At 29.8% G+C, this 19,279-nt stretch carries 18 protein-coding genes; 10 read left to right on the forward strand and 8 right to left on the reverse strand.

The window, feature by feature from the left end; genetic code table 11:
* Window positions 1-16: 16 nt before the first annotated feature.
* The gene (locus tag V7S79_RS02115; RefSeq protein ID WP_459488901.1) at window positions 17-1,285 is read left to right on the forward strand and encodes an asparagine synthetase B; all 1,269 of its coding nucleotides are present in this window, start codon (window positions 17-19) and stop codon (window positions 1,283-1,285) included.
* Here the strand turns inward: V7S79_RS02115 and V7S79_RS02120 are convergent, their stop codons facing one another.
* Genes V7S79_RS02120 through V7S79_RS02145 form a run of 6 tightly spaced genes read right to left on the reverse strand, consistent with a single transcriptional unit; the run spans window position 1,286 to window position 10,006 of the window.
* Window positions 1,286-3,301: a hypothetical protein gene (locus V7S79_RS02120; RefSeq protein ID WP_459488902.1), complete on the reverse strand. Its 2,016-nt coding sequence runs from the start codon at window positions 3,299-3,301 to the stop codon at window positions 1,286-1,288. It lies immediately after the preceding gene.
* 2 nt (window positions 3,302-3,303) lie between these two features.
* Window positions 3,304-4,371, reverse strand: coding sequence for a DegT/DnrJ/EryC1/StrS family aminotransferase (locus V7S79_RS02125; RefSeq protein WP_459488903.1), 1,068 nt, complete (start codon window positions 4,369-4,371; stop codon window positions 3,304-3,306).
* Window positions 4,371-5,588, reverse strand: a complete 1,218-nt coding sequence (locus V7S79_RS02130; RefSeq protein WP_459488904.1) for an ABC transporter ATP-binding protein — start codon at window positions 5,586-5,588, stop codon at window positions 4,371-4,373. The genes V7S79_RS02125 and V7S79_RS02130 overlap by 1 nt, the downstream gene beginning before the upstream one ends.
* 9 nt (window positions 5,589-5,597) lie before the next feature.
* On the reverse strand, window positions 5,598-6,401 hold the full coding sequence (locus V7S79_RS02135; protein ID WP_459488905.1) for an ABC transporter permease: 804 nt from the start codon (window positions 6,399-6,401) through the stop codon (window positions 5,598-5,600).
* 5 nt (window positions 6,402-6,406) lie between these two features.
* Entirely contained in the window at window positions 6,407-7,468 is a 1,062-nt protein-coding gene (locus tag V7S79_RS02140) for a hypothetical protein (RefSeq protein ID WP_459488906.1), read from the reverse strand.
* Between the two features lie 3 nt (window positions 7,469-7,471).
* Complete coding sequence (locus V7S79_RS02145) at window positions 7,472-10,006, reverse strand: SLBB domain-containing protein (protein WP_459488907.1); 2,535 nt, start codon at window positions 10,004-10,006, stop codon at window positions 7,472-7,474.
* Between the two features lie 143 nt (window positions 10,007-10,149).
* Between V7S79_RS02145 and V7S79_RS02150 the strand changes: the two genes are divergently transcribed.
* Entirely contained in the window at window positions 10,150-12,030 is a 1,881-nt protein-coding gene (locus V7S79_RS02150) for a DNA topoisomerase IV subunit B (RefSeq protein ID WP_459488908.1), read from the forward strand.
* A 1-nt stretch (window position 12,031) separates the two neighbouring features.
* Here V7S79_RS02150 and V7S79_RS02155 read toward each other — a convergent pair whose 3' ends face one another.
* Window positions 12,032-12,340, reverse strand: a complete 309-nt coding sequence (locus tag V7S79_RS02155) for a tetratricopeptide repeat protein (protein WP_459488909.1) — start codon at window positions 12,338-12,340, stop codon at window positions 12,032-12,034.
* 50 nt (window positions 12,341-12,390) lie between these two features.
* On the opposite strand from V7S79_RS02155, the gene V7S79_RS02160 reads away from it, so the two are divergent.
* From V7S79_RS02160 to V7S79_RS02195, 8 genes are read left to right on the forward strand one after another with little or no spacing between them, the layout of a single operon-like run.
* Entirely contained in the window at window positions 12,391-13,125 is a 735-nt protein-coding gene (locus V7S79_RS02160) for an electron transfer flavoprotein subunit beta/FixA family protein (protein ID WP_459488910.1), read from the forward strand.
* Window positions 13,126-13,132: 7 nt separating this feature from the next.
* Complete coding sequence (locus V7S79_RS02165) at window positions 13,133-14,077, forward strand: electron transfer flavoprotein subunit alpha/FixB family protein (RefSeq protein WP_459488911.1); 945 nt, start codon at window positions 13,133-13,135, stop codon at window positions 14,075-14,077.
* Window positions 14,078-14,125: 48 nt separating this feature from the next.
* The gene (locus V7S79_RS02170; RefSeq protein WP_459488912.1) at window positions 14,126-14,710 is read left to right on the forward strand and encodes a bifunctional nuclease family protein; all 585 of its coding nucleotides are present in this window, start codon (window positions 14,126-14,128) and stop codon (window positions 14,708-14,710) included.
* Window positions 14,711-14,714: 4 nt separating this feature from the next.
* On the forward strand, window positions 14,715-15,602 hold the full coding sequence (locus V7S79_RS02175) for a cell division protein FtsX (RefSeq protein WP_459488913.1): 888 nt from the start codon (window positions 14,715-14,717) through the stop codon (window positions 15,600-15,602).
* A 1-nt stretch (window position 15,603) separates the two neighbouring features.
* On the forward strand, window positions 15,604-15,807 hold the full coding sequence (locus V7S79_RS02180) for a DUF3098 domain-containing protein (RefSeq protein ID WP_459488914.1): 204 nt from the start codon (window positions 15,604-15,606) through the stop codon (window positions 15,805-15,807).
* Window positions 15,800-16,597 carry an undecaprenyl-diphosphate phosphatase gene (locus V7S79_RS02185; RefSeq protein ID WP_459488915.1) on the forward strand — a complete coding sequence of 266 codons (798 nt, stop codon included), beginning with the start codon at window positions 15,800-15,802 and terminating at the stop codon, window positions 16,595-16,597. The genes V7S79_RS02180 and V7S79_RS02185 overlap by 8 nt, the downstream gene beginning before the upstream one ends.
* A gap of 26 nt (window positions 16,598-16,623) precedes the next feature.
* Window positions 16,624-17,280 carry a tRNA pseudouridine(55) synthase TruB gene (gene truB / locus V7S79_RS02190; RefSeq protein ID WP_459488916.1) on the forward strand — a complete coding sequence of 219 codons (657 nt, stop codon included), beginning with the start codon at window positions 16,624-16,626 and terminating at the stop codon, window positions 17,278-17,280.
* A complete protein-coding gene (locus tag V7S79_RS02195; RefSeq protein ID WP_459488917.1) occupies window positions 17,264-18,214 on the forward strand; it encodes a bifunctional riboflavin kinase/FAD synthetase in 951 nt (316 codons plus the stop codon). Before truB ends, V7S79_RS02195 begins: the two co-directional genes overlap by 17 nt.
* Here V7S79_RS02195 and pheA read toward each other — a convergent pair.
* Window positions 18,188-19,270 carry a prephenate dehydratase gene (pheA, locus tag V7S79_RS02200; RefSeq protein WP_459488918.1) on the reverse strand — a complete coding sequence of 361 codons (1,083 nt, stop codon included), beginning with the start codon at window positions 19,268-19,270 and terminating at the stop codon, window positions 18,188-18,190. The two genes, V7S79_RS02195 and pheA, sit on opposite strands and share 27 nt — an antisense overlap.
* Between the last annotated feature and the right edge of the window lie 9 nt (window positions 19,271-19,279).

The raw sequence follows: 19,279 nt of genomic DNA on the forward strand, positions 1-19,279 counted from the left end.
ACAGCATAAAAAACCAATGAAACCCCTATTTTTTCCATTAATCATTTTTATTTTTTCTTTCGGGTCTCTGAAAGCCAATAAAATATTGATTGAAATGGATGAAAACCAATCCAATCATTTAAAGGCCTATGGATTCGTTTTTAATGTGTTGAAAAATAAAAACCAAGAAGTCCAGTGGTTACTTAATTACAAAGGGGGATCATTTTTAATGGATTTTGATCCTGCATTTAAAATGGAGTTAATTGCGAAATCAATTTCATACCAACTTATTTCTGAAAATAATGCCTCTCAATTACTTCAATTGCTTAATTCTAATTCACAAAATACATCGGTCGGTATTTTGAACAAGGTCCCTAGAATTGCATTATATTCCCCTAAATCTGCAAGTCCCTGGGATGATGCCGTATCTTTAGCATTAACTTATGCCGAAATTCCTTTTGATATTATCTATGATAAGGAGATTTTAGAGGGCAAATTACCTGAATTTGATTGGATACACTTACATCATGAAGACTTTACTGGACAAATGGGAAAAATGTATTCTCAAAGGGATCAAATTTGGTATCAAAAGCAATTAAAAGAAGATCTTGATTTAGCTCACCAATTTGGCTTTCGTAAAGTATCTGAAATGAAATTGAAAATTGCAACATCAATTAAGAATTATGTTTTTGGTGGAGGATATTTATTTGCCATGTGTACTGCGACAGATACATTTGATATCGCCTTGGCTTTGAATGGTGTTGATGCTTCAGATTCTTTTTACGATGGTGATCCCATTGATCCTAATTTTGACAAAAAAATCAATTTTGAGCCAACTTTAGCTTTTAAAGATTTCAAAATAATTCCTAATTATCGTGTGAATGAATTTTCAGATATTGATGCCTCTCCAAATTACGCTCCTAGAAATATAAAAGAGGAATTGGATTATTTTGAATTAAATGAATTTTCAGCAGCAACCGATTTAATTCCAACCATGCTTACGCAAAACCATGAAAAATTAATACATGGTTTTTTAGGACAAACTACTTCATTCAATCCTAAATTAATTAAATCTGATATTACAATTTTGGCAGAAAATGAGGCATTAAATGAAGTAAAATATATTTTTGGTTCTAGAGGAAAAGGTTTTTTTACTTTTTTAGGAGGACACGATCCAGAAGACTACCAGCATTTTGTCAATGAAGAACACACTGATTTAAATTTACATAGAAATAGTGCCGGTTACAGATTAATCTTGAATAATATATTGTTTCCTTCTGCAAAGAAAAAGAAGCAAAAGACCTAATTATTTTAATTTTCTTAAATAATAATCTTCACCTGGAACAATTACACCTTCTTTTAAAATTTGATCAGTTCCTAATCTAATATCTCCTTTTTCAGGTTGTATTACCGATTTAGCAAAAAACAAATAATTAGCCTCCTTAGGAATAGCTTGTAAACCTTGTTCAAAAGGATTAATCGGGATTAATTTTCTACTTAAATTTTTTCCCCAAAGCGGATATTCGTAATCATCATTGATTGTAGCAAGTGCAACTACGGCATCTTCTGGAACTAGTTTATCAAAATTTTGATACGCCTTCGTAATGTCTGGTCTGCTAATCGTAAGATTTTCTATTCGATCTAAATTTAAAAACGACTTTTTACCATAAAATGCAAAAGGTAATGCTCGTATATTAAAAAGTAAAGTAGAGATACTCGATAAACATATTAAAATTGTCAATAATCCTAATATAAATTTTGTAATTGGCCAATGGTTTCTAAGTAAATAAAATCGACCAAAATAGACAGATATAGGCAATAAATACACACTTGAACTAATCATATACCGACCTTTCCAAGGGTCATAAGCTGCCGTAAATGATAAAAACAAAAGATGTATGATAAAACATGCTAGAAAAATTGGATAGTTTTTTTCTCTCTTGATAAGCAATAAAAGGATACTGGGGATTAAGATAAATATAAAGATAATTCCATAAATAGGTGTTCCATTGTAGAACTCAAATCTCCGGTCAAATGTGAAAGGGATAATGGTGAATTCTGTTTTCCTCTCTAAACCCAAATTTAATTTAGCATCTATTTTTCTTGGAATAAATTTTAAACGTGAATTAATTTTTTCTACCAATGGTATATTTCTTAATCCATCAGGATTGACTAAATCTGCCGAATACCGGATGAAATTACGTGAGCCATTTTTTAATAAGTTTTCGAAATTTCCAGCCCTTTCTATGGATTGATGTTGTGTTGCTGTTTTAGGGCCGATTGGGTGGCCATAATTGATCATATTGGATATATATCCTGTCAATAAGACAAACAATAGTAAACCTAAAATATGAGAAAAAATTAAGTGTTTTAACTGATAAAACAATTTGTTTAATGGATTTAAATTAATTGCATTGATATAAATCAGAAAAAGAGGAATAAAGGAAAATGCAAAAGTGATTTTATGAGATAAAGCAATTCCAAATGCGAATCCAGCAAAGTATAAATAAATGATTTTTTTGCTTTTTTGAAAAGAAATAATGAAATAAACCAAGCAACTTAAATAGGCCCCTAGTACAATATCTGTATCAGTTGTTAGGCTTTGTGTAATAATAATTGGAATTAGCAATGGCAGTGTACTAATAAACAATCTTAGTTTAAATTCTATAGATAATCTTTTTAAAATACCATACAAGGTGAAACTTAGTATCCAATAGGCGCTGTAATTAGGAAATCTAAACCATAGTTCATTTTTAACATTCATCAAAAATGGATAGACTTGAATAGAACAAAAGCTTCTTGGATATGTATCGATGTTCCAATTAGTTCCAATAAAATGTTTTAATGAACTTCCTTCTTGTAAAAAATATAAAATACGATTTAAATGCCCTGTCATACTATCCCATTCATTGGGAGGGCAATTAAATATGACTAAAAATTGAAATAAACTAATAACTACTATCGTCCAGAAAATACAAAAAAAAGTGAATTTTTGAAGCCCTGATGAATCTTTAAAAACTTGATGTAATTCCTGAATTGTTTCCCCGGTTATTTTGAAAGCCGATCTATGATTGATTTCTTTCTCGAAAAATGATAAACTAAAAAAGGAATAAAAAAGAAAACTAACAAAAAATGGTAAAATGCTCCAAAGCAGTGTGGAATCCCATTTATGAATTAATGACAAGATATAACCTGTAACGATAATACTACTTGAATAGGAAATGAAGCCAATAATTATTATTTCCTCAAAATTTTTATTAGAAATTTTAGAAGCTATTTTAATATTTAAAAGAAGATAAGAAACAAATAGAATGAATAACATTTTTACAATTGTTGATTGATGATGTTACAAACACTTAATAGTTCCGTTTCATTGATTTCCGCTGATAATGGCAAACATAAAATCCTTGATGCAATATCTTCAGAAATCGGACATGGTTGATAATCAATGAAGCTTAAAGTATTTAGAGAGGGATAAAAATATCTCCTTGGATAAATGTCATTCTTATTTAACTCGCCAACTATATCCAATAACTGCTTTTCGTTTGATAAAAGAATCGGATAATAGGAATAATTTCTTTCAATATTGAGATTAAATTCAACCTTTTTGATTGAATCATTTAAATTTTTATCATAAAATGCTGATGCCCATTTACGATGAGATTTAATTTGATCAAAATGTTCAAAATTAGCTAAACCCATTGCTGCATGAAATTCAGAGTTTTTCCCATTGATCCCTGCTGAAAAATAGTCATCTCCTTTATGCCCAAAACTTCTTAATTCCTTAATTTTTAAAGCTAAAGAATCATTATTTGTCATTACTGCTCCACCTTCTACAGTATGAAATATTTTTGTAGCATGAAAGCTGCAAGTACTTACATCCCCATAATTAAAAATTGATTTCCCTTTATATTTAACTCCAAAAGCATGTGCACCATCATAAATGAGTGGGAGATGATAATCTTTTGCTAATTGCTCTTGCCTTTCTAAATCCCCTGCATTTCCATATACATGTGTAGTAAGAATGGCGCAAGTATCTGAAGAGATTTTAGCTTTTATATTGTCACTTTCAACCGTTAATGAATCAGGAGAAATATCGGCAAATATTGGCTTGCAATTTTCCCAAATGATGGAATTACTCGTTGCACAATAAGAAAATGGAGTTGTGATAATTTCACCCTTTAAGTCTAAAGCTTTTATAGCAAGCTGCAAAGCGATTGTTCCATTCGTGACAAAAAAGAAATGTTTTACTTGCAAAAACTCAGCTAACTTAGCCTCTAATTCTAATAATAATGGGCCATCATTGGTTAAATGAGATGTTTTCCAAATTCTTTCAAGATATTTAGTGTAGGTTTTTAATTCAGGAAGAAAAGATTTGGTTACATGCAGCATTAAATTACTTCAGTTTGTTGAAAAATAGAAAAATCAAATTTAGGTCTCACATAACCCGGCCATTTACCGTACCAAGTAGTATCTTCTCTAAAATCGGCAATTTCAAAATTGAAAACTTCTTCAAAATTATATAAAATAATAGATTTATCTTTTACAATCATAAATGAGATAAAATAGTTACCATCATTTAAAAAGTCCCCAGGAATAGTGATATTCGATTTAATTATTCCTTTATGGAATATTTTTTGTTCTGATCCAACATTAAATATACATTCTCCGGTGCTTGCATATAAATGCAAACTAATGTTTAGGTTTTGATTATCTAATAAATTCCAAAATTCAATATCAATCGAAAATGAATTTCGAATATCCCAAAACCCCTGATCTTTCAATAAATTAGGTTTTAATTCTGCTAATTTCAATCTAACCAATTCGTTCCCTAAGGCATTATCAATGTTAAATTCTTTACGTAAAACGTTGTTTTGTAACCCTGACAAATAATTAGTTAACACTTGACCTGTTTCTCCAAATTCTTTTACACTTCCCTTTTCTAAATGCAAGGTCTTATTGCATAAATTAGCTACTGCTGTAAGGTTATGGCTAACAAATAAGATGGTTTTTTCTTTTGATGCGACTTCTCGCATTTTTCCCAATGATTTTTTCTGAAAATCGGCATCCCCTACAGCTAAAACTTCGTCTACGATCAGAATATCTGGGTTGAGGTGGGCAGATATGGCAAAACCTAAACGAACGTACATTCCTGATGAATAACGCTTTACAGGAGTATCTAAAAACTTGGTAATTTGTCCACCTGCAAATTCTACAATTTCATCAAATTGGGAGCTAATTTCTTTTTTAGACATTCCCAAAATCGCACCATTCAAAAAAATATTTTCCCTCCCCGTTAATTCAGGATGAAAGCCTGTTCCTACTTCTAATAAACTGGCAACTTTACCTTCTACATGAATATTTCCTTTGGTGGGTGGAGTGATTCTACTTAAAATTTTTAATAATGTTGATTTTCCTGCACCATTATTGCCAATAATACCAAGTTTATCTCCTTTTTCTAAATTAAAAGAAACATTGTTTACTGCCCAAAACTCTTCTTTTGATGCACTCTTGAAAATATTTGTAAATCCCTCTCTCAAACTAACAGGACCTTTTTGTGTCGATAGTTTATACTTTTTGGAAATGGAATTTACTTCTACAATACTCATATAATCTGATTATAAAAAATCGACGAAAGAGTCCTCTCTTTTCGTAAAAATGACTAAACCTACAACAAAAATAATACTACTTGTTATCAATGAAATTAACAGGTTGTTTAAATTGAAAATGTGATATTGATCAATTAACGTATATCTGAAAAACTCAACGAATGAGGAAAGAGGATTTATTATAGTATAAACTGAAAACCACTTTTTATGAATAAATTCTTGAGTAGTGTAAACAATGGGTGTGATAAAAAATCCATATTGTACAATTAAGGGAGTAATTTGTTGTACATCTCTATATTTAACAGAAAATGAAACAAATATTAATCCAATACCTAGAGTGAAAAATATGGTTATAAATATGACAAGAGGAAGTAAAAATACAAAATGTGAAATAGGTTCTTGTAAAGAAATACTTAAAATAAAATAAACTACTAAACCCACAAAAAAATCTAATAATGGGACAGCGATGGATGAAATACAAATAATCAAACGTGGAAAATATACTTTTGAAACTAAATTACTATTGATTAAAATCGAATTGCAAATCGCCTGAAAACTATTGGCAAAAAAATTCCAAAATAAAACCCCAGAAAAAATGATTAATTGAATTGGGAATCCGGAAAACGAATTTACTTTAGCAACTTGTTTGAAAGCAAATAAAAATACCAACATGGTAGCTACTGGTTTTACAACTGCCCAAACTAAGCCTAATATGGTTTGTTTATATCTTACTGAAATATCTCTCTTGGCCAAAATGAACAATAAATCTTTTTCAGAATAAACTTCTTTAATTTTATTTATTATTTCTATCATTCTGATTATGCCATTAATTCCTTATAAACCGAGATCGTGTATTGTATAAAAATACTGAGAGCGATACCTATCAATGTTGCAATCAAAGTAACCGGCCCCCATTTGTATTTAAAGCCATCACCAGGTAATTCTGGTTCAGATATTAAATTGAACAAAGGAGTTTCTTTCACTAAAGAAAATTTTAGATTGTCATAATTTCTTACTGCCTCTAAATACATCGTTTGCAATTGAGTTGAATTCATTTGTAAACGATCAGCTATAATGCGCGCTCTTTGAAAAATTATTTGTTGATTTTGATCAGTATAATTAGCTAATTTCCCTTGAGTATAATATAGAGCTGTTTTTAATGAATCTTTTCGTTTATCTAATATTTCAAGTAACTCGTTTGATTTTTTATTTTTATTTGAAATATAAAAATCAGCCAAAGTGTTTAAATATAATTTTGCCCATAGATATGATAAAGTATCATTTCTAGTTTCAATTGTTAACGTTTGAAATGTTGATTTTGGATTTTCATTTTTAAGCTCGCTATTATTTTTTAAATACAAACCTATCAAATCAAGTATGGCTTTATCTTCCTGTGAAATAGTTTTTAAATCTGCATTTTTAAATTTGAAATTCTGAATATGATCCGGATAATACTTCCATTCATGTGAAAACAAGTCACATTTTTCTAAAAATAAATTGCCATATAGATCTTCTCTATTTCCTAATTTAACTTTGGTTAGTATCGCCTTTCTAAGTAAATTTCTAGTTTTAAATAATTCTTTAAAATTTTCGCCACTAAATAAATTTGAATTTGATCCATTTAAATCACCCAAGCCCAATGTGCTCGCTAAATCAGATAAGCCGCCTGAACTAACTTTATCGTTGTCTAATAGAAAAACAACTTCAGATTTAAATTTTTTATCATTACTTCGATAAAATTCAACAGATATTCCAACAATAAATCCAATAAAACCACCAATGATTATCCTCTTATAATTTCTTTTTACATAAGGAATAATAAGTAAACCTTTAACAATAAGATTTTTAAAAGAAAATTGGTCTGAATTTAATTCTCTCATATTTTATTTGGCTGAAGCTTTGATTAATGTTACCACCCCAATTATACTAGTAATTGTTCCAGTAAAAATGGCTACTATAGAGGCTACTTGCTGAAAATTACTAGCGGTTTTAACTTTATTTGGAATAATTATCTCGGCGCCTTTTTCAATTTTTGGATAGGAACGGAAAAATAAAAAATGTCTAGTTCTATCAATTGAACCATTTGAATATATTACGTAAGACCTCTTTTTCACAGAGTTAGAAGTAGTTCCTCCTGCCTGTGTAATATAATCATTGAAACTGAAATTGTGATTAAATTTGACATTTGTTGGATATAAAACTTCTCCTGATATTTTGATTGTTTGAGGTTCAATCGGAATTTCAAGCACATCTCCATCCAAAATAATCAAATCATCCTCTCCATTTGGATTCGCTAACGCTTTTTCCAAATTGATTCCAATAACCTCTTGAGATTCAGAGACCAAATTGGCTGGCTTTACTCTTGACCCTTCAAAATTATCTTGAAGTTCTTCAATTTGCTCTAATTTTCTACTTTTTTCCTTTTCTGTAATTGAAAATTTACGAAGTAATTTTGCGCCTTTCAAGTAGGCTTGTAAATTAGTTCCTCCTGCTCTTTTGATTAATTCGCTCAAACGTTCATCTTTTTTCTCAATACCATATACTCCCGGAAAGGTTACCTGCCCTTTTATTGTGATGAATTGCTGAATTTGATAATTAGGTGATGATCGGATAAAAACATCATCAAAAGGCAATAATTCAAATTTAGAAGCAGAATTATCTAGCTGCAAATTACTACTAATTGGTAAACGTATTATTTCTGCAATTTTAGAATCTAAACTTTCTAAATTGTTGGAATCAATGATTTTTTTTCGACGAACAATTTCAACAAATCCAGTTGCTGCTGATTCTCTCAATCCTCCTGCTTTCAATATTAAATCTTCGACAGTCATTTTTTCAATGAAAGGAATTGTTAATTTGACTTGCCTATTAATAAGTTTGTTCGATGCGTCTAAAGACTTATTCTCTTCAGAAATTTCACTTTCATCTGATTTGTTTATATTTTCTTCCGAATTAATTTTCTCTTTGTCTTCTAATGTTGTTCCTTCTGTAGAAGTAACAATTTTGGAAGGCGAATTGTATATTTTATTATTAATTTCACCATGAATTGTTACGGTATAATATTCTTTTAAATCTAGAGTTGAATATACAGTAATTAAATCTTCCCTCTTTAAGACAATATCGTTAGAAGGATTTTTGATTAAATCTTTATAATTAACTGACAAATTAGAAAGACTTAAATCGGCATTTAAACGCTGAATTAAAATTCTTTCAGAAAAGGCATTTTCCTTTAGGCCTCCTGCCCTTTCAATTAATTTTAGTAAAGTTGGAGTAGTCTCTAATGAATATATTCCAGGGCGAAAAACCTCACCAGTAATATTTATTTTGTTTTCAAAACGATCCAAATTGATAGATTCAATCTGAATGACATCTCCTGATTGAGGTAAAAATGAATTGGCTAAACTTGAATTTATATCCAATATTTTTCTTTCTTTATTTGTAAAACGGGTAATCTTAATTTGGTCTTTAAAGGCATCATCAGTATACCCACCGGCAAATTCTACTATCACTTTTTCCAATGTTTCATTGGGTAATATTTCAAATAAAAAATTTCTTTTAACCTTACCTTTTACTTCTACTCTATTTTTGTATAAACCTATTTTTATTATATCTTGATCATGTAAATTGATGTCGTTTTTCAAAATACCATTCAATAGATAATCATATAAATCAATGTTGGCAATTACTTTTTTATTGCGAATAAGTTGAATCTGACGATAAGTTCCCTTTTCATTTGGTCCACCTGCTAAATATAAGGCATTCATAACTGAGGAAAGGCTAGATAATGAATATGTCCCAGGATTAATTGCTTCTCCTTGAATAGATACACTTATCGTTTTAATGTTTCCTAATGAAATACTGGCATAAACTCCATTTGTATTATTTGATCCATTGGTAGATTTCTTTAAACCATAAAATATGGTAGATAATTTGTAAATCAACCTTCTTTTGGCTTCTTCAATACTTAAGCCCGATACAAATACATTTCCCACTCTAGGAATTTTTATGTAACCATCTGCGTTGACAGTAAGTGTATAATGTTCCTCTGAATATCCATTAATATCAACTATTAATTCGTCTTCAGGTCCAATGATGTAAGATTGAGGGGATGCAATTCTTAAATTAGGTTCAAAATTGACAGTTTTCGAATTAAATATGGAGCTTCCAAAAATTTTCGAACGCAAAATATTTAAAGTAGAATCTTTAATAACTTGAACATTGTTTTTACGTTCTAAAACGATGCTATCATTATTCTTTCGACTAACTGTACTAGGGTTATTGATTGTTCGTTTGTTGACGTTTGCAGTTCCAGAAGGTTGGTTATTATTAATAGATGGTCGTTGTGAATTGAACTGACCATTTAATATCTGTGCTTGTATAGGTAAATTTAAATTTTGAGAATATAAATTTGTCGACAAAATTATAAACGTGCATATACCTAGTAAAAACTTTTTCAACATATATATGTATTTTAAAAATTAGAATGCAAATTAAAGGAAAAAACATCATTTAATTGTAACTTTAAGCTAAAATAACAAAATTCAAATTTATATAAATTCCTGTGGAAGATATAACTAATACTCAACCCATTTACAACGACGATAGTATCAAGTCCTTAGATTGGAAAGAACATATTCGATTAAGGCCTGGTATGTATATAGGTAAACTTGGAGACGGTTCTTCAGTCGATGATGGTATATATGTCTTAGTGAAAGAAATCATGGATAACTCAATTGATGAGCACATGATGGGAAATGGAAAAAATATTGAAGTAAAAATTTCAGACCATCGGGTAGAAATACGTGACTTCGGTAGAGGGATACCTTTAGGTAAAGTCATTGATTGTGTTTCGAAAATTAACACAGGTGGTAAATATGATTCTGGTGCTTTTCAAAAGTCTGTAGGTTTAAATGGCGTAGGTACAAAAGCTACCAATGCTCTTTCTAGTTATTTTAAGGTACAATCTTATCGTGATGGACAAACCAAATGGGCTGAATTTTCCAAAGGTGAATTAATAGCTGAATCTGAAGGATTTGAATTATCTACTGCTAAGAGCGGGACTTTTGTGAATTTTGAACCAGATAATTCAATTTTCAAAAATTATCATTTCATTCCTCAGTATTTAGATTCGCTATTTTGGAATTATGCTTATTTGAATGCAGGTCTAACCATTAATTTTAATGGACAAAAATATTTTTCCCAAAATGGATTATTGGATTTACTTTCCAAAAAAACCAATATTGAGGAAAATCGTTATCCAATCATTCATTTGAAAGGAAATGATATTGAATTAGCCATTACTCACAATAATCAATATGGCGAAGAATATTATTCATTTGTCAACGGACAAAATACGACTCAGGGAGGTACACACCTAGCTGCTTTTCGTGAAGCCATAGTTAGAACAGTACGTGAATTTTTTAAAAAGGATTTTGATCCTTCTGATATCCGGGCAAGTATTGTGGGTGCTATAGCCATTCGTGTTCAAGAACCCGTATTCGAATCACAAACAAAAACTAAATTAGGATCCACGAATATTTCTCCAGATTCGAATTCTACATCTATACGTTCTTTTATTGGAGATTTTGTGAAAAATGAATTAGATAATTTTTTACATCAAAATCCTAGTTCTGCTGATGCTCTTCTAAAACGAATTTTACAATCTGAACGTGAACGAAAGGACATCGCAGGAATTAAAAAATTAGCCAATGAGCGTGCCAAAAAAGCGAATCTTCACAATAAAAAATTAAGAGATTGTCGTATTCACCTTTCCGATGAAAAATCGGATGATCGCCATGATACTACATTGTTTATTACGGAGGGAGATTCAGCAAGTGGAAGTATCACAAAATCTAGAGATGTTCAATTACAAGCGGTATTTAGTTTAAGAGGTAAACCACTGAATTGTTATGGTTTAACTAAGAAAATCGTTTACGAAAATGAAGAATTTAATCTTCTTCAGCATGCGCTTGATATTGAAGATAGTTTAGATAATTTACGTTTCAATAAAATTGTCATTGCAACCGATGCCGATGTTGATGGAATGCATATCCGTTTACTAATTCTTACCTTTTTTCTTCAATTTTTTCCAGATCTTGTAAGAAATGGGCATTTGTACATTCTTGAAACTCCCCTATTTCGAGTTCGTAATAAAAAAGAAACAATTTATTGCTACACAGATGAAGAACGCCGAAATGCGATTGAAAAATTAAGTCCAAAACCAGAGATTACTCGTTTCAAAGGTTTGGGAGAAATTTCTCCAGAGGAATTTGGGAATTTTATTGGTGAGAATATCAAATTAGAGCCTGTGATTCTAGAAAAAGATTTTACTATACCTCAATTATTGAATTACTACATGGGGAAAAATACTCCAGAACGTCAAAAGTTTATTATCGAAAATTTAAAAATTGAAAAAGATCTAGAGGAAGTTTTAATGGCCTAGTTTAAAAATTCAACTCCAATAACTGCTTTAACTCTTTTTCAGCTTTACTGTTTTTTTGTTTAATTGCGATGATGATTCCTTTTTGAATAATTTCTTCAGCTTTTGTTTCTTCTCCTATTTCGATTAGAAAATTGGCATAGGTATAATAACTTGCTAAATAATCTTCAAATTGATTAAGTAGTAATTCGAAATTTACTTTTCCATCAACAATTTGATTCATTTTTATGTACTCTAAAGCAATCAAATAATAATTGAATGGATCTTTAGGATACAATTTTATTTCATTTTGGAGAATTTCTATTCTGTTCATTTTTTATTTTAAAAACAAATTAGTATGCTTGCATAACAATTTATAAATGTATGAAAATATTAGTTTGTATTTCCGTTGTACCTGATACAACATCCAAAATTACACTAGATAATTCAAGCTTAAAAATTAATGAAGAAGGATTAACATTTATTGTTGGGCCTTACGATGATTATGCACTTTCTAGGGCATTAGAAATTAAAGAATTAAATCAAGCCGAAGTTGTTGTCTTTCATGTAGGTCCTGTAGAGTCTGAACCCCTCATTAGAAAGTGTTTAGCACTTGGAGCAGATAAGGCAATTCGAATTAATGGTAAACCTACTGATTCTCATCAAATTGCAAATGAAATTGCTAATTATGTGGAGCAGAATCCATTTGATTTAATACTAATGGGAAAAGAGTCAATTGATTATAATAGTGCTATGGTGCATTCTTTGGTTGCATACAGATTAGGCCTTAATCATTTTTCACCTATTATGAAATTAGATTTAATAGATAATAATCAAGTTTCTATCGTAGTTGAAACGGAAGATGGAAAAGCAGAAGTTCAATCTCGTTTACCTGTTGTCTTAGGATGCCAAGAACCTATTGCAGAATGGAAAATTCCATCAATGCGCGGTATTATGATGGCAAGAACTAAAGAAATTGTCGTTATGGAAATGAATTCAGCTTCCACATTAGTTTTATCAAAATGTGAAATAGTTGAAAATCAAAGAAAACAAATTATGATAGCGGCAGAAAATGCAGAAAGTTTAATTGATTTACTAAAATCTGAATCTCTAATCTAATACTCCAATGAAAACAATTCATCTTTTTATTGAAACAAAAAATAGTCATTTGACTGATGCATCAGCTAAAGCAATTAATTATTTTCATAAAGTAAGAGAACAATTCGTAGATCACATTTGTCATGTATATCATTTTGTCAGTTCTTCCACTCAACATATCCAGCAAGTGGAAATTTCTGATTTACAGAATTATACCATTGTCTCTTATTCTGAACAAAATTTGTTAGGTGAATCTTCCGAATTAGGTCAATTATTAGAAAATTTGACACACTCAACAGATTCAAAATACCTATTTGCAAAATCTGTTAAATTGGAAAATGTGGCAGCTTTGATTTCAACAAAATTTTCAATTCCTTTAATTAATAATGTTGTTAAAATCGAAAATGGACAATTTTTGAAAGAAATTTTTTCTGGAAAGGCAAAAGCATCCATTTCATGTGAATCATCTAGCTGGATTGCTATCTTTTCAAAATCTTTGTCGGCTTCTTCTGAGATTGTTTTCAAAGATATGGAGGCTAGTAGGATTTCTTTAACGAATAATTGTTCGTATCAAATCGTAAACATAAATAGAATATCAAACGCCATTCCTTTACCAGATGCTCAAATCGTGGTTGGCGCAGGAAGAGGGTTGAAAGATCCATCAAATTGGGCAATGATTGAAAATTTAGCAAATAAATTAAATGCAGCGACTGCTTGCTCTAAACCTGTTTCAGACCTGAATTGGAGACCGCATCATGAACACGTAGGACAAACTGGAATAAAAATTAGTCCCAAATTATATATCGCTTGTGGAATTTCAGGAGCTATTCAACATTTAGCAGGAGTGAATAATTCGGGTAAAATTGTAGTTATTAATAATGATCCAGAGGCTCCTTTTTTCAAAAATGCAGATTATGGAATCGTAGGAGATGTTTTTGATATCTTACCGAGGTTGTTAAAAAAACTTAATTAATATCTTTTTAGGGCATTTTTTGATACCTTTGTATATTATCTTTTTGCCTTGGAAAAATTAGTTAAGCTTAGCATTCTTTCTTTAACACCTAGTTCATTTGGATCTAGTTCATTTATACTTCTTTTACAAGATATGAATGACGCCAATCGGATTTTCCCAATTGTAATTGGGAGTAATGAAGCTCAAGCTATTTCTATTATTCAAGATGATATTAATATTAGTCGTCCACTAACGCATCATTTGTTCTTTGATTTGATGAACAAGTCAGACTGCCAACTTGAAAAAGTTGTGATAGTTGATTTTAAAGAAGGTATCTTTTTCTCGAATATGTTTTTCAAATCTAAAGACAATTCTTTTATATTAGATGCTAGACCATCAGATGCGATTTGTTTGGCTTTACACGCTAATGCCGCAATTTATATTCCTGAAAATCTTCTGCAAATTATTTGTATTCCAGTGGATAATGCCATTGACAATTTAGAAGAGGATGAAGAGTTAGATTTCGATATTCGTGAACAAATTGAAAAGCAACCTTCTTTGGAAGAACTTGAAAATTCTATGCAAAAAGCTCTAATTGATGAAAATTATGAATTAGCAGCTCAATTAAGAGATTCAATAAATAAATTAAAATAATTGAATGAAATATTCTAAAACAAGACCCGCATCTCTGTCATTTCTTCTAATATTTTCAATATCAATATTAGGTTTTATTATCTGTTTATTTAGCCAAATTGTCGTTGGATTAAAAGATTTTTCATTTGATGTAAAGTCTCAAATGAAAATGTATGTCTACATGGAGGATAGCCTTGGGACGAATGAATTATTGCAGACTAAAATGTTATTGAAAAGTAAAAAGTACGTTGATTATAGTAATAAAGAAAACCCTGGAGTTGAATTTGTTTCTAAAAATAAGATTGCTGAAGATTTTTTAACTTCTTCCCATGAAAATTATCAAGATTTATTAGGAGATGAAAATCCATTTAAAAATATGTTCATTTTGGATATCACAGAAGAATATAAAAATAGTGATTCATTTTTACGTATTTCTAAGGATCTTTCTACATTAAATGGAGTCTATGAAGTCACCTACCCCACTTCTTATTTGAATTTATTAATTGACAAAATTAAATCCATTACTTACATTATTGTTATTGTAAGTTTCTTATTGATTTTATTCATTTATTTCCAAATTTCGAATTATATCAAATTAGCTATCCATGCCAACAGAGTGTTGATTAAAACCATGCAATTGTTGGGTTCAACGAATTCATTTATACAAAAGCCTTATATTTTAAAATCCTTGCAATTGGGATTGCTAGGCAGTATTATAGGGTATGGTTTATCTAATTTATTGTTTTTTCTTCTTAAGAATAATTTCCCTTCCCTTCAGTTTGATTTTTACAACATAGATAATCAGCTGATAATTGTTGGAGTAACAAGTTTAACTTGTTTGTTGTTTTGTTTTTTATCAACTATTATTTCATTGAACAAATATTTAAGTATTCAACAATCTAATCTTCATTAAAATGCAAAATTTTCCTTTAAATAATAATAGAATAATATATTTAGTTGTAGGAATCATCACAATGATCATAGGTTTTTTTGTCATGACCTTAGATAAATCTGAATTTGGATTTGGTTTTTTAGGAATAACATTAGGACCAATCTTAGTTTTAATAGGCGTTTTATTACCAATTCTATCATTATTTACTTGGAAAAAGAATGATTAATAATTGGGAAAGTGTATTGCTAGGAATTATAGAAGGCTTAACAGAATTTTTACCTATTTCTTCCACAGCTCATTTAATTGTTTCTGAGAAATTATTAGACTTACAATCAAGTAGTTTTTTGAATTTTTTTACCATATTTATTCAATTGGGTGCCATTTCAGCTGTCCCTTTGCTGTATTTTAAGCGACTTACAAGTGACCTAAAAATTTATAAGTTTATCATTATCAGTTTTATTCCCGCTGTTATTTTTGGTGTTTTGCTAGATGATCTTTTGGAAAGCTTTTTCCAAGGATATTGGTTTATCGCATTTTCATGGTTCTTAGGTGGAATTCTTTTGTATTTTATTGATAGACTTTTGGTTACCAATGAAGATGTATCCAAACGAGATAATTTATTAGATGAATTGAGTGTTACACGCTCCTTAAAGGTTGGTTTATATCAATGTTTAGCCATGATTCCTGGAGTTTCAAGATCGGGAGCAACTATAATCGGTGGTCGATTAGTGGGATTAAATCATAAAATGGCTGTTGAATATTCATTTTTATTAGGTATACCAACCATATTAGGGGCCTGTGCAAAGAAATTACTAGATTATAAAAATGAATTACCTTCTATTTTAAATGCAGAAAATTTGATTTCTTTAACTATTGGATTTTTAGTAAGTCTTTTAATCGCTTTAATTACGATTAAATGGATGGTTGGTTTTGTAGAGAAACATGGATTTAAAATCTTTGGTGTTTATCGAATATTGGCTGGTGTTTTATTGATGATTTATTTATTGTGGATATAGAAGAGGTATTACAAGACAAGTTTTATTTGATTAATAAACCAAAAGATTGGACATCTTTCGATGTGGTTAAAAAAATCAGGAACATTGGTAAATTTAAAAAAATTGGTCATGCAGGAACGCTGGATCCTCTTGCTACTGGATTATTAATTATTTGCGTTGGTAAGTACACAAAAAAGATTGAATATTTTCAATCTCTTCCAAAAGAATATACTGGTACATTTGTTTTAGGTAAAACCACACCTTCTATCGATTTAGAGACTGAATTTGATGATATTACCTATTCAATCGATCATATTGATAATAATCAAATAGAACTAGCTAGACGTAGTTTTTTAGGTGAAATCGATCAACTCCCTCCTATTTATAGTGCAATTAAATTAAATGGAGAGCGATTATACACACACGCCAGAAATGGGGTGAATGAAAGTGAATTGGAGATTAAAATTCGAAAAGCTACTATTTATGATTTTGATATTAATACAGATAATTTCCCAGAAATTGGTTTTCGTATTCTCTGTTCAAAAGGAACTTACATCAGAAGTATAGTTCGAGATTTTGGTCTATATTTAAATTCTGGAGCCTATTTGTCTTTATTAATTCGTAATAAAATTGGCGATTATTCAATAGAAAGAGCTCAAGAAGTAGCTACATTTAACCCAGATTTGCATGAGAGTTTGTCATAGTTTTTCTGAATATTTTGGCGTAATAGAAAGTGTAACTACCATAGGGATGTTTGATGGAGTTCATTTAGGTCATCAAAAAGTAATAAGCCGTTGTGTTGAGCTGGCCAAAGAAAATGCTAATCAAAGTGTTGTTATATCGTTCTCAAATCATCCCTCATCTTATTTTTCAAATACTGATTCAAATGAATTTAGACTAATTACTTCTACGGATGAAAAGATTGAAATTTTCAAACGCTTGGGAGTTGATGTTTTATTTATCATTCCATTTGATGAATTTATTGCTACAATTCCTGCGAAACAATTTGTAGAAGACATTTTATTAAAATGTTTACACACAAGTGCCTTTGTATTAGGTTATGATAATCGATTTGGTTTTAAAAGAGAAGGTTCCATTGAATTTGTAAATACAAACTATGCTAAATTCATAAAAACCTTTGAAATAGCTGCTGAAATTTTGAATAATGAAATAATTAGTTCCACTAAAATCAAATCTTACTTACAAGCTGGTGAAATTAGTGTTGTAAATCAGATGTTGGGTAGAACTTATTTATTGCAAGGAATAGTAATTCAGGGAAATAAAATTGGACGACAATTAAATTTTCCAACTGCTAATTTGGATATTCAACCTAGTAATAAATTTCTTCCAGGATTGGGTGTTTATTTAACGAAGGTAAATGTTGGGAATGAAAAAAAATACGGATTAACAAATATTGGAGTACGTCCTACCATTGCATCTGATGAAAATAAAATTCATATTGAAACCTATATTATAGATTTTGACGGCGATATTTATGATGAAAAATTAGAATTGAATTTTTTATTTAAATGCAGAAATGAAATGAAATTTTCTTCTTTAGAGCAATTAAAATTACAAATTGCCCAAGATGTTTCTTGGGCAGAAGATCAATTAGCAAAGATTCATGTAACTTCCTAGAAATGTGATTTCATCTGATCGCTTAGTTAAAATTTCTTCAATATTTGTATCTAGCTTATTCCCTTCAATATCAATAAAGAACCAAAATTTAAATTCATGAGTTTCTTTAATTGGTCTAGATTCAATTTTTAAAAGATTTATTTTTCTTGAATCAAAGTCTTGCAATAATGTTAACAAAGCCCCAGGCTTATCATCATTTTTTAACTTAATTGCTAAACTTGTTTTATCTTTTTCCGTCATTTTTAAATTGGGATTTTTAGAAATGATAAAAAATCTTGTTTGATTTGTTTCACTGTCTTGAATATTATCAAATAAAATCGGAAGATGATATGTTTTTGCTGCTATGTGTGAACATAGTGCAGCGGCAGAATCATCTTGAATGGCTAACTTAGCTGCTTTTGATGTTGAATCAACTTGAACAAAAAAGCTTTCTTCTTTATTTGAGAAATAATCATTTAAAAATGATTTGCATTGTTGAAAGGCAATGTCTTTGGAATAAATTTTTGTTATTTCTTTTAAATTATTTTGTTTAGAAGCGATACAAAAATTGACAGGGATAATTATTTCGGAAATAATGTATAGTTTTTTTTCAAATAATAAATCCATGGTTTCTTTGACCATCCCCTCCTGATTATTTTCAATGGGAACTACACCATATTTAGCTCTTCCAGTTTCAACAGAATCAAAAACGGATTTAATAGATGGTAAAGAAATGTATTCTGCAACTGCTCCGAATCTATTTTCAGCAGCTTGATGAGTAAAGCTACCTTCAGGTCCAAGAAAACTTATGATTTCTGGTAATTCTAAATTTCGAGATACCCCAAATATTTCTAAATAAATGGCCTCTATTGCATTCTTAGTTAAACGCCCTGTATATTTTGAACATAGTCTTTCTATAATCGCTTTTTCTCTATCTGGATGATAAATTAGACCATTGGAATCTCTTTTTAATTGACCAATTTCTTCCACAATCTCCATTCTACTAACTAAAAGTTCTAAAATTGAATCATCTATTTTGTCAATTTTGTTTCTTAGTTCGTTAATTCCATTCATCATAATCTTCTT

Source organism: Aquirufa sp. ROCK-SH2 (genome assembly GCF_054558315.1).

Excerpts from the sequence above, each read along its gene's own strand:
- V7S79_RS02115 (WP_459488901.1), top strand. The coding sequence starts at position 17 with ATGAAACCCCTATTTTTTCCATTAATCATTTTTATTTTTTCTTTCGGG.
- V7S79_RS02120 (WP_459488902.1), bottom strand. The coding sequence starts at position 3,301 with ATGTTATTCATTCTATTTGTTTCTTATCTTCTTTTAAATATTAAAATA.
- V7S79_RS02125 (WP_459488903.1), bottom strand. The coding sequence starts at position 4,371 with ATGCTGCATGTAACCAAATCTTTTCTTCCTGAATTAAAAACCTACACT.
- V7S79_RS02130 (WP_459488904.1), bottom strand. The coding sequence starts at position 5,588 with ATGAGTATTGTAGAAGTAAATTCCATTTCCAAAAAGTATAAACTATCG.
- V7S79_RS02135 (WP_459488905.1), bottom strand. The coding sequence starts at position 6,401 with ATGATAGAAATAATAAATAAAATTAAAGAAGTTTATTCTGAAAAAGAT.
- V7S79_RS02140 (WP_459488906.1), bottom strand. The coding sequence starts at position 7,468 with ATGAGAGAATTAAATTCAGACCAATTTTCTTTTAAAAATCTTATTGTT.
- V7S79_RS02155 (WP_459488909.1), bottom strand. The coding sequence starts at position 12,340 with ATGAACAGAATAGAAATTCTCCAAAATGAAATAAAATTGTATCCTAAA.
- V7S79_RS02160 (WP_459488910.1), top strand. The coding sequence starts at position 12,391 with ATGAAAATATTAGTTTGTATTTCCGTTGTACCTGATACAACATCCAAA.
- V7S79_RS02165 (WP_459488911.1), top strand. The coding sequence starts at position 13,133 with ATGAAAACAATTCATCTTTTTATTGAAACAAAAAATAGTCATTTGACT.
- V7S79_RS02175 (WP_459488913.1), top strand. The coding sequence starts at position 14,715 with ATGAAATATTCTAAAACAAGACCCGCATCTCTGTCATTTCTTCTAATA.
- V7S79_RS02180 (WP_459488914.1), top strand. The coding sequence starts at position 15,604 with ATGCAAAATTTTCCTTTAAATAATAATAGAATAATATATTTAGTTGTA.
- V7S79_RS02185 (WP_459488915.1), top strand. The coding sequence starts at position 15,800 with ATGATTAATAATTGGGAAAGTGTATTGCTAGGAATTATAGAAGGCTTA.
- V7S79_RS02195 (WP_459488917.1), top strand. The coding sequence starts at position 17,264 with ATGAGAGTTTGTCATAGTTTTTCTGAATATTTTGGCGTAATAGAAAGT.
- pheA (WP_459488918.1), bottom strand. The coding sequence starts at position 19,270 with ATGATGAATGGAATTAACGAACTAAGAAACAAAATTGACAAAATAGAT.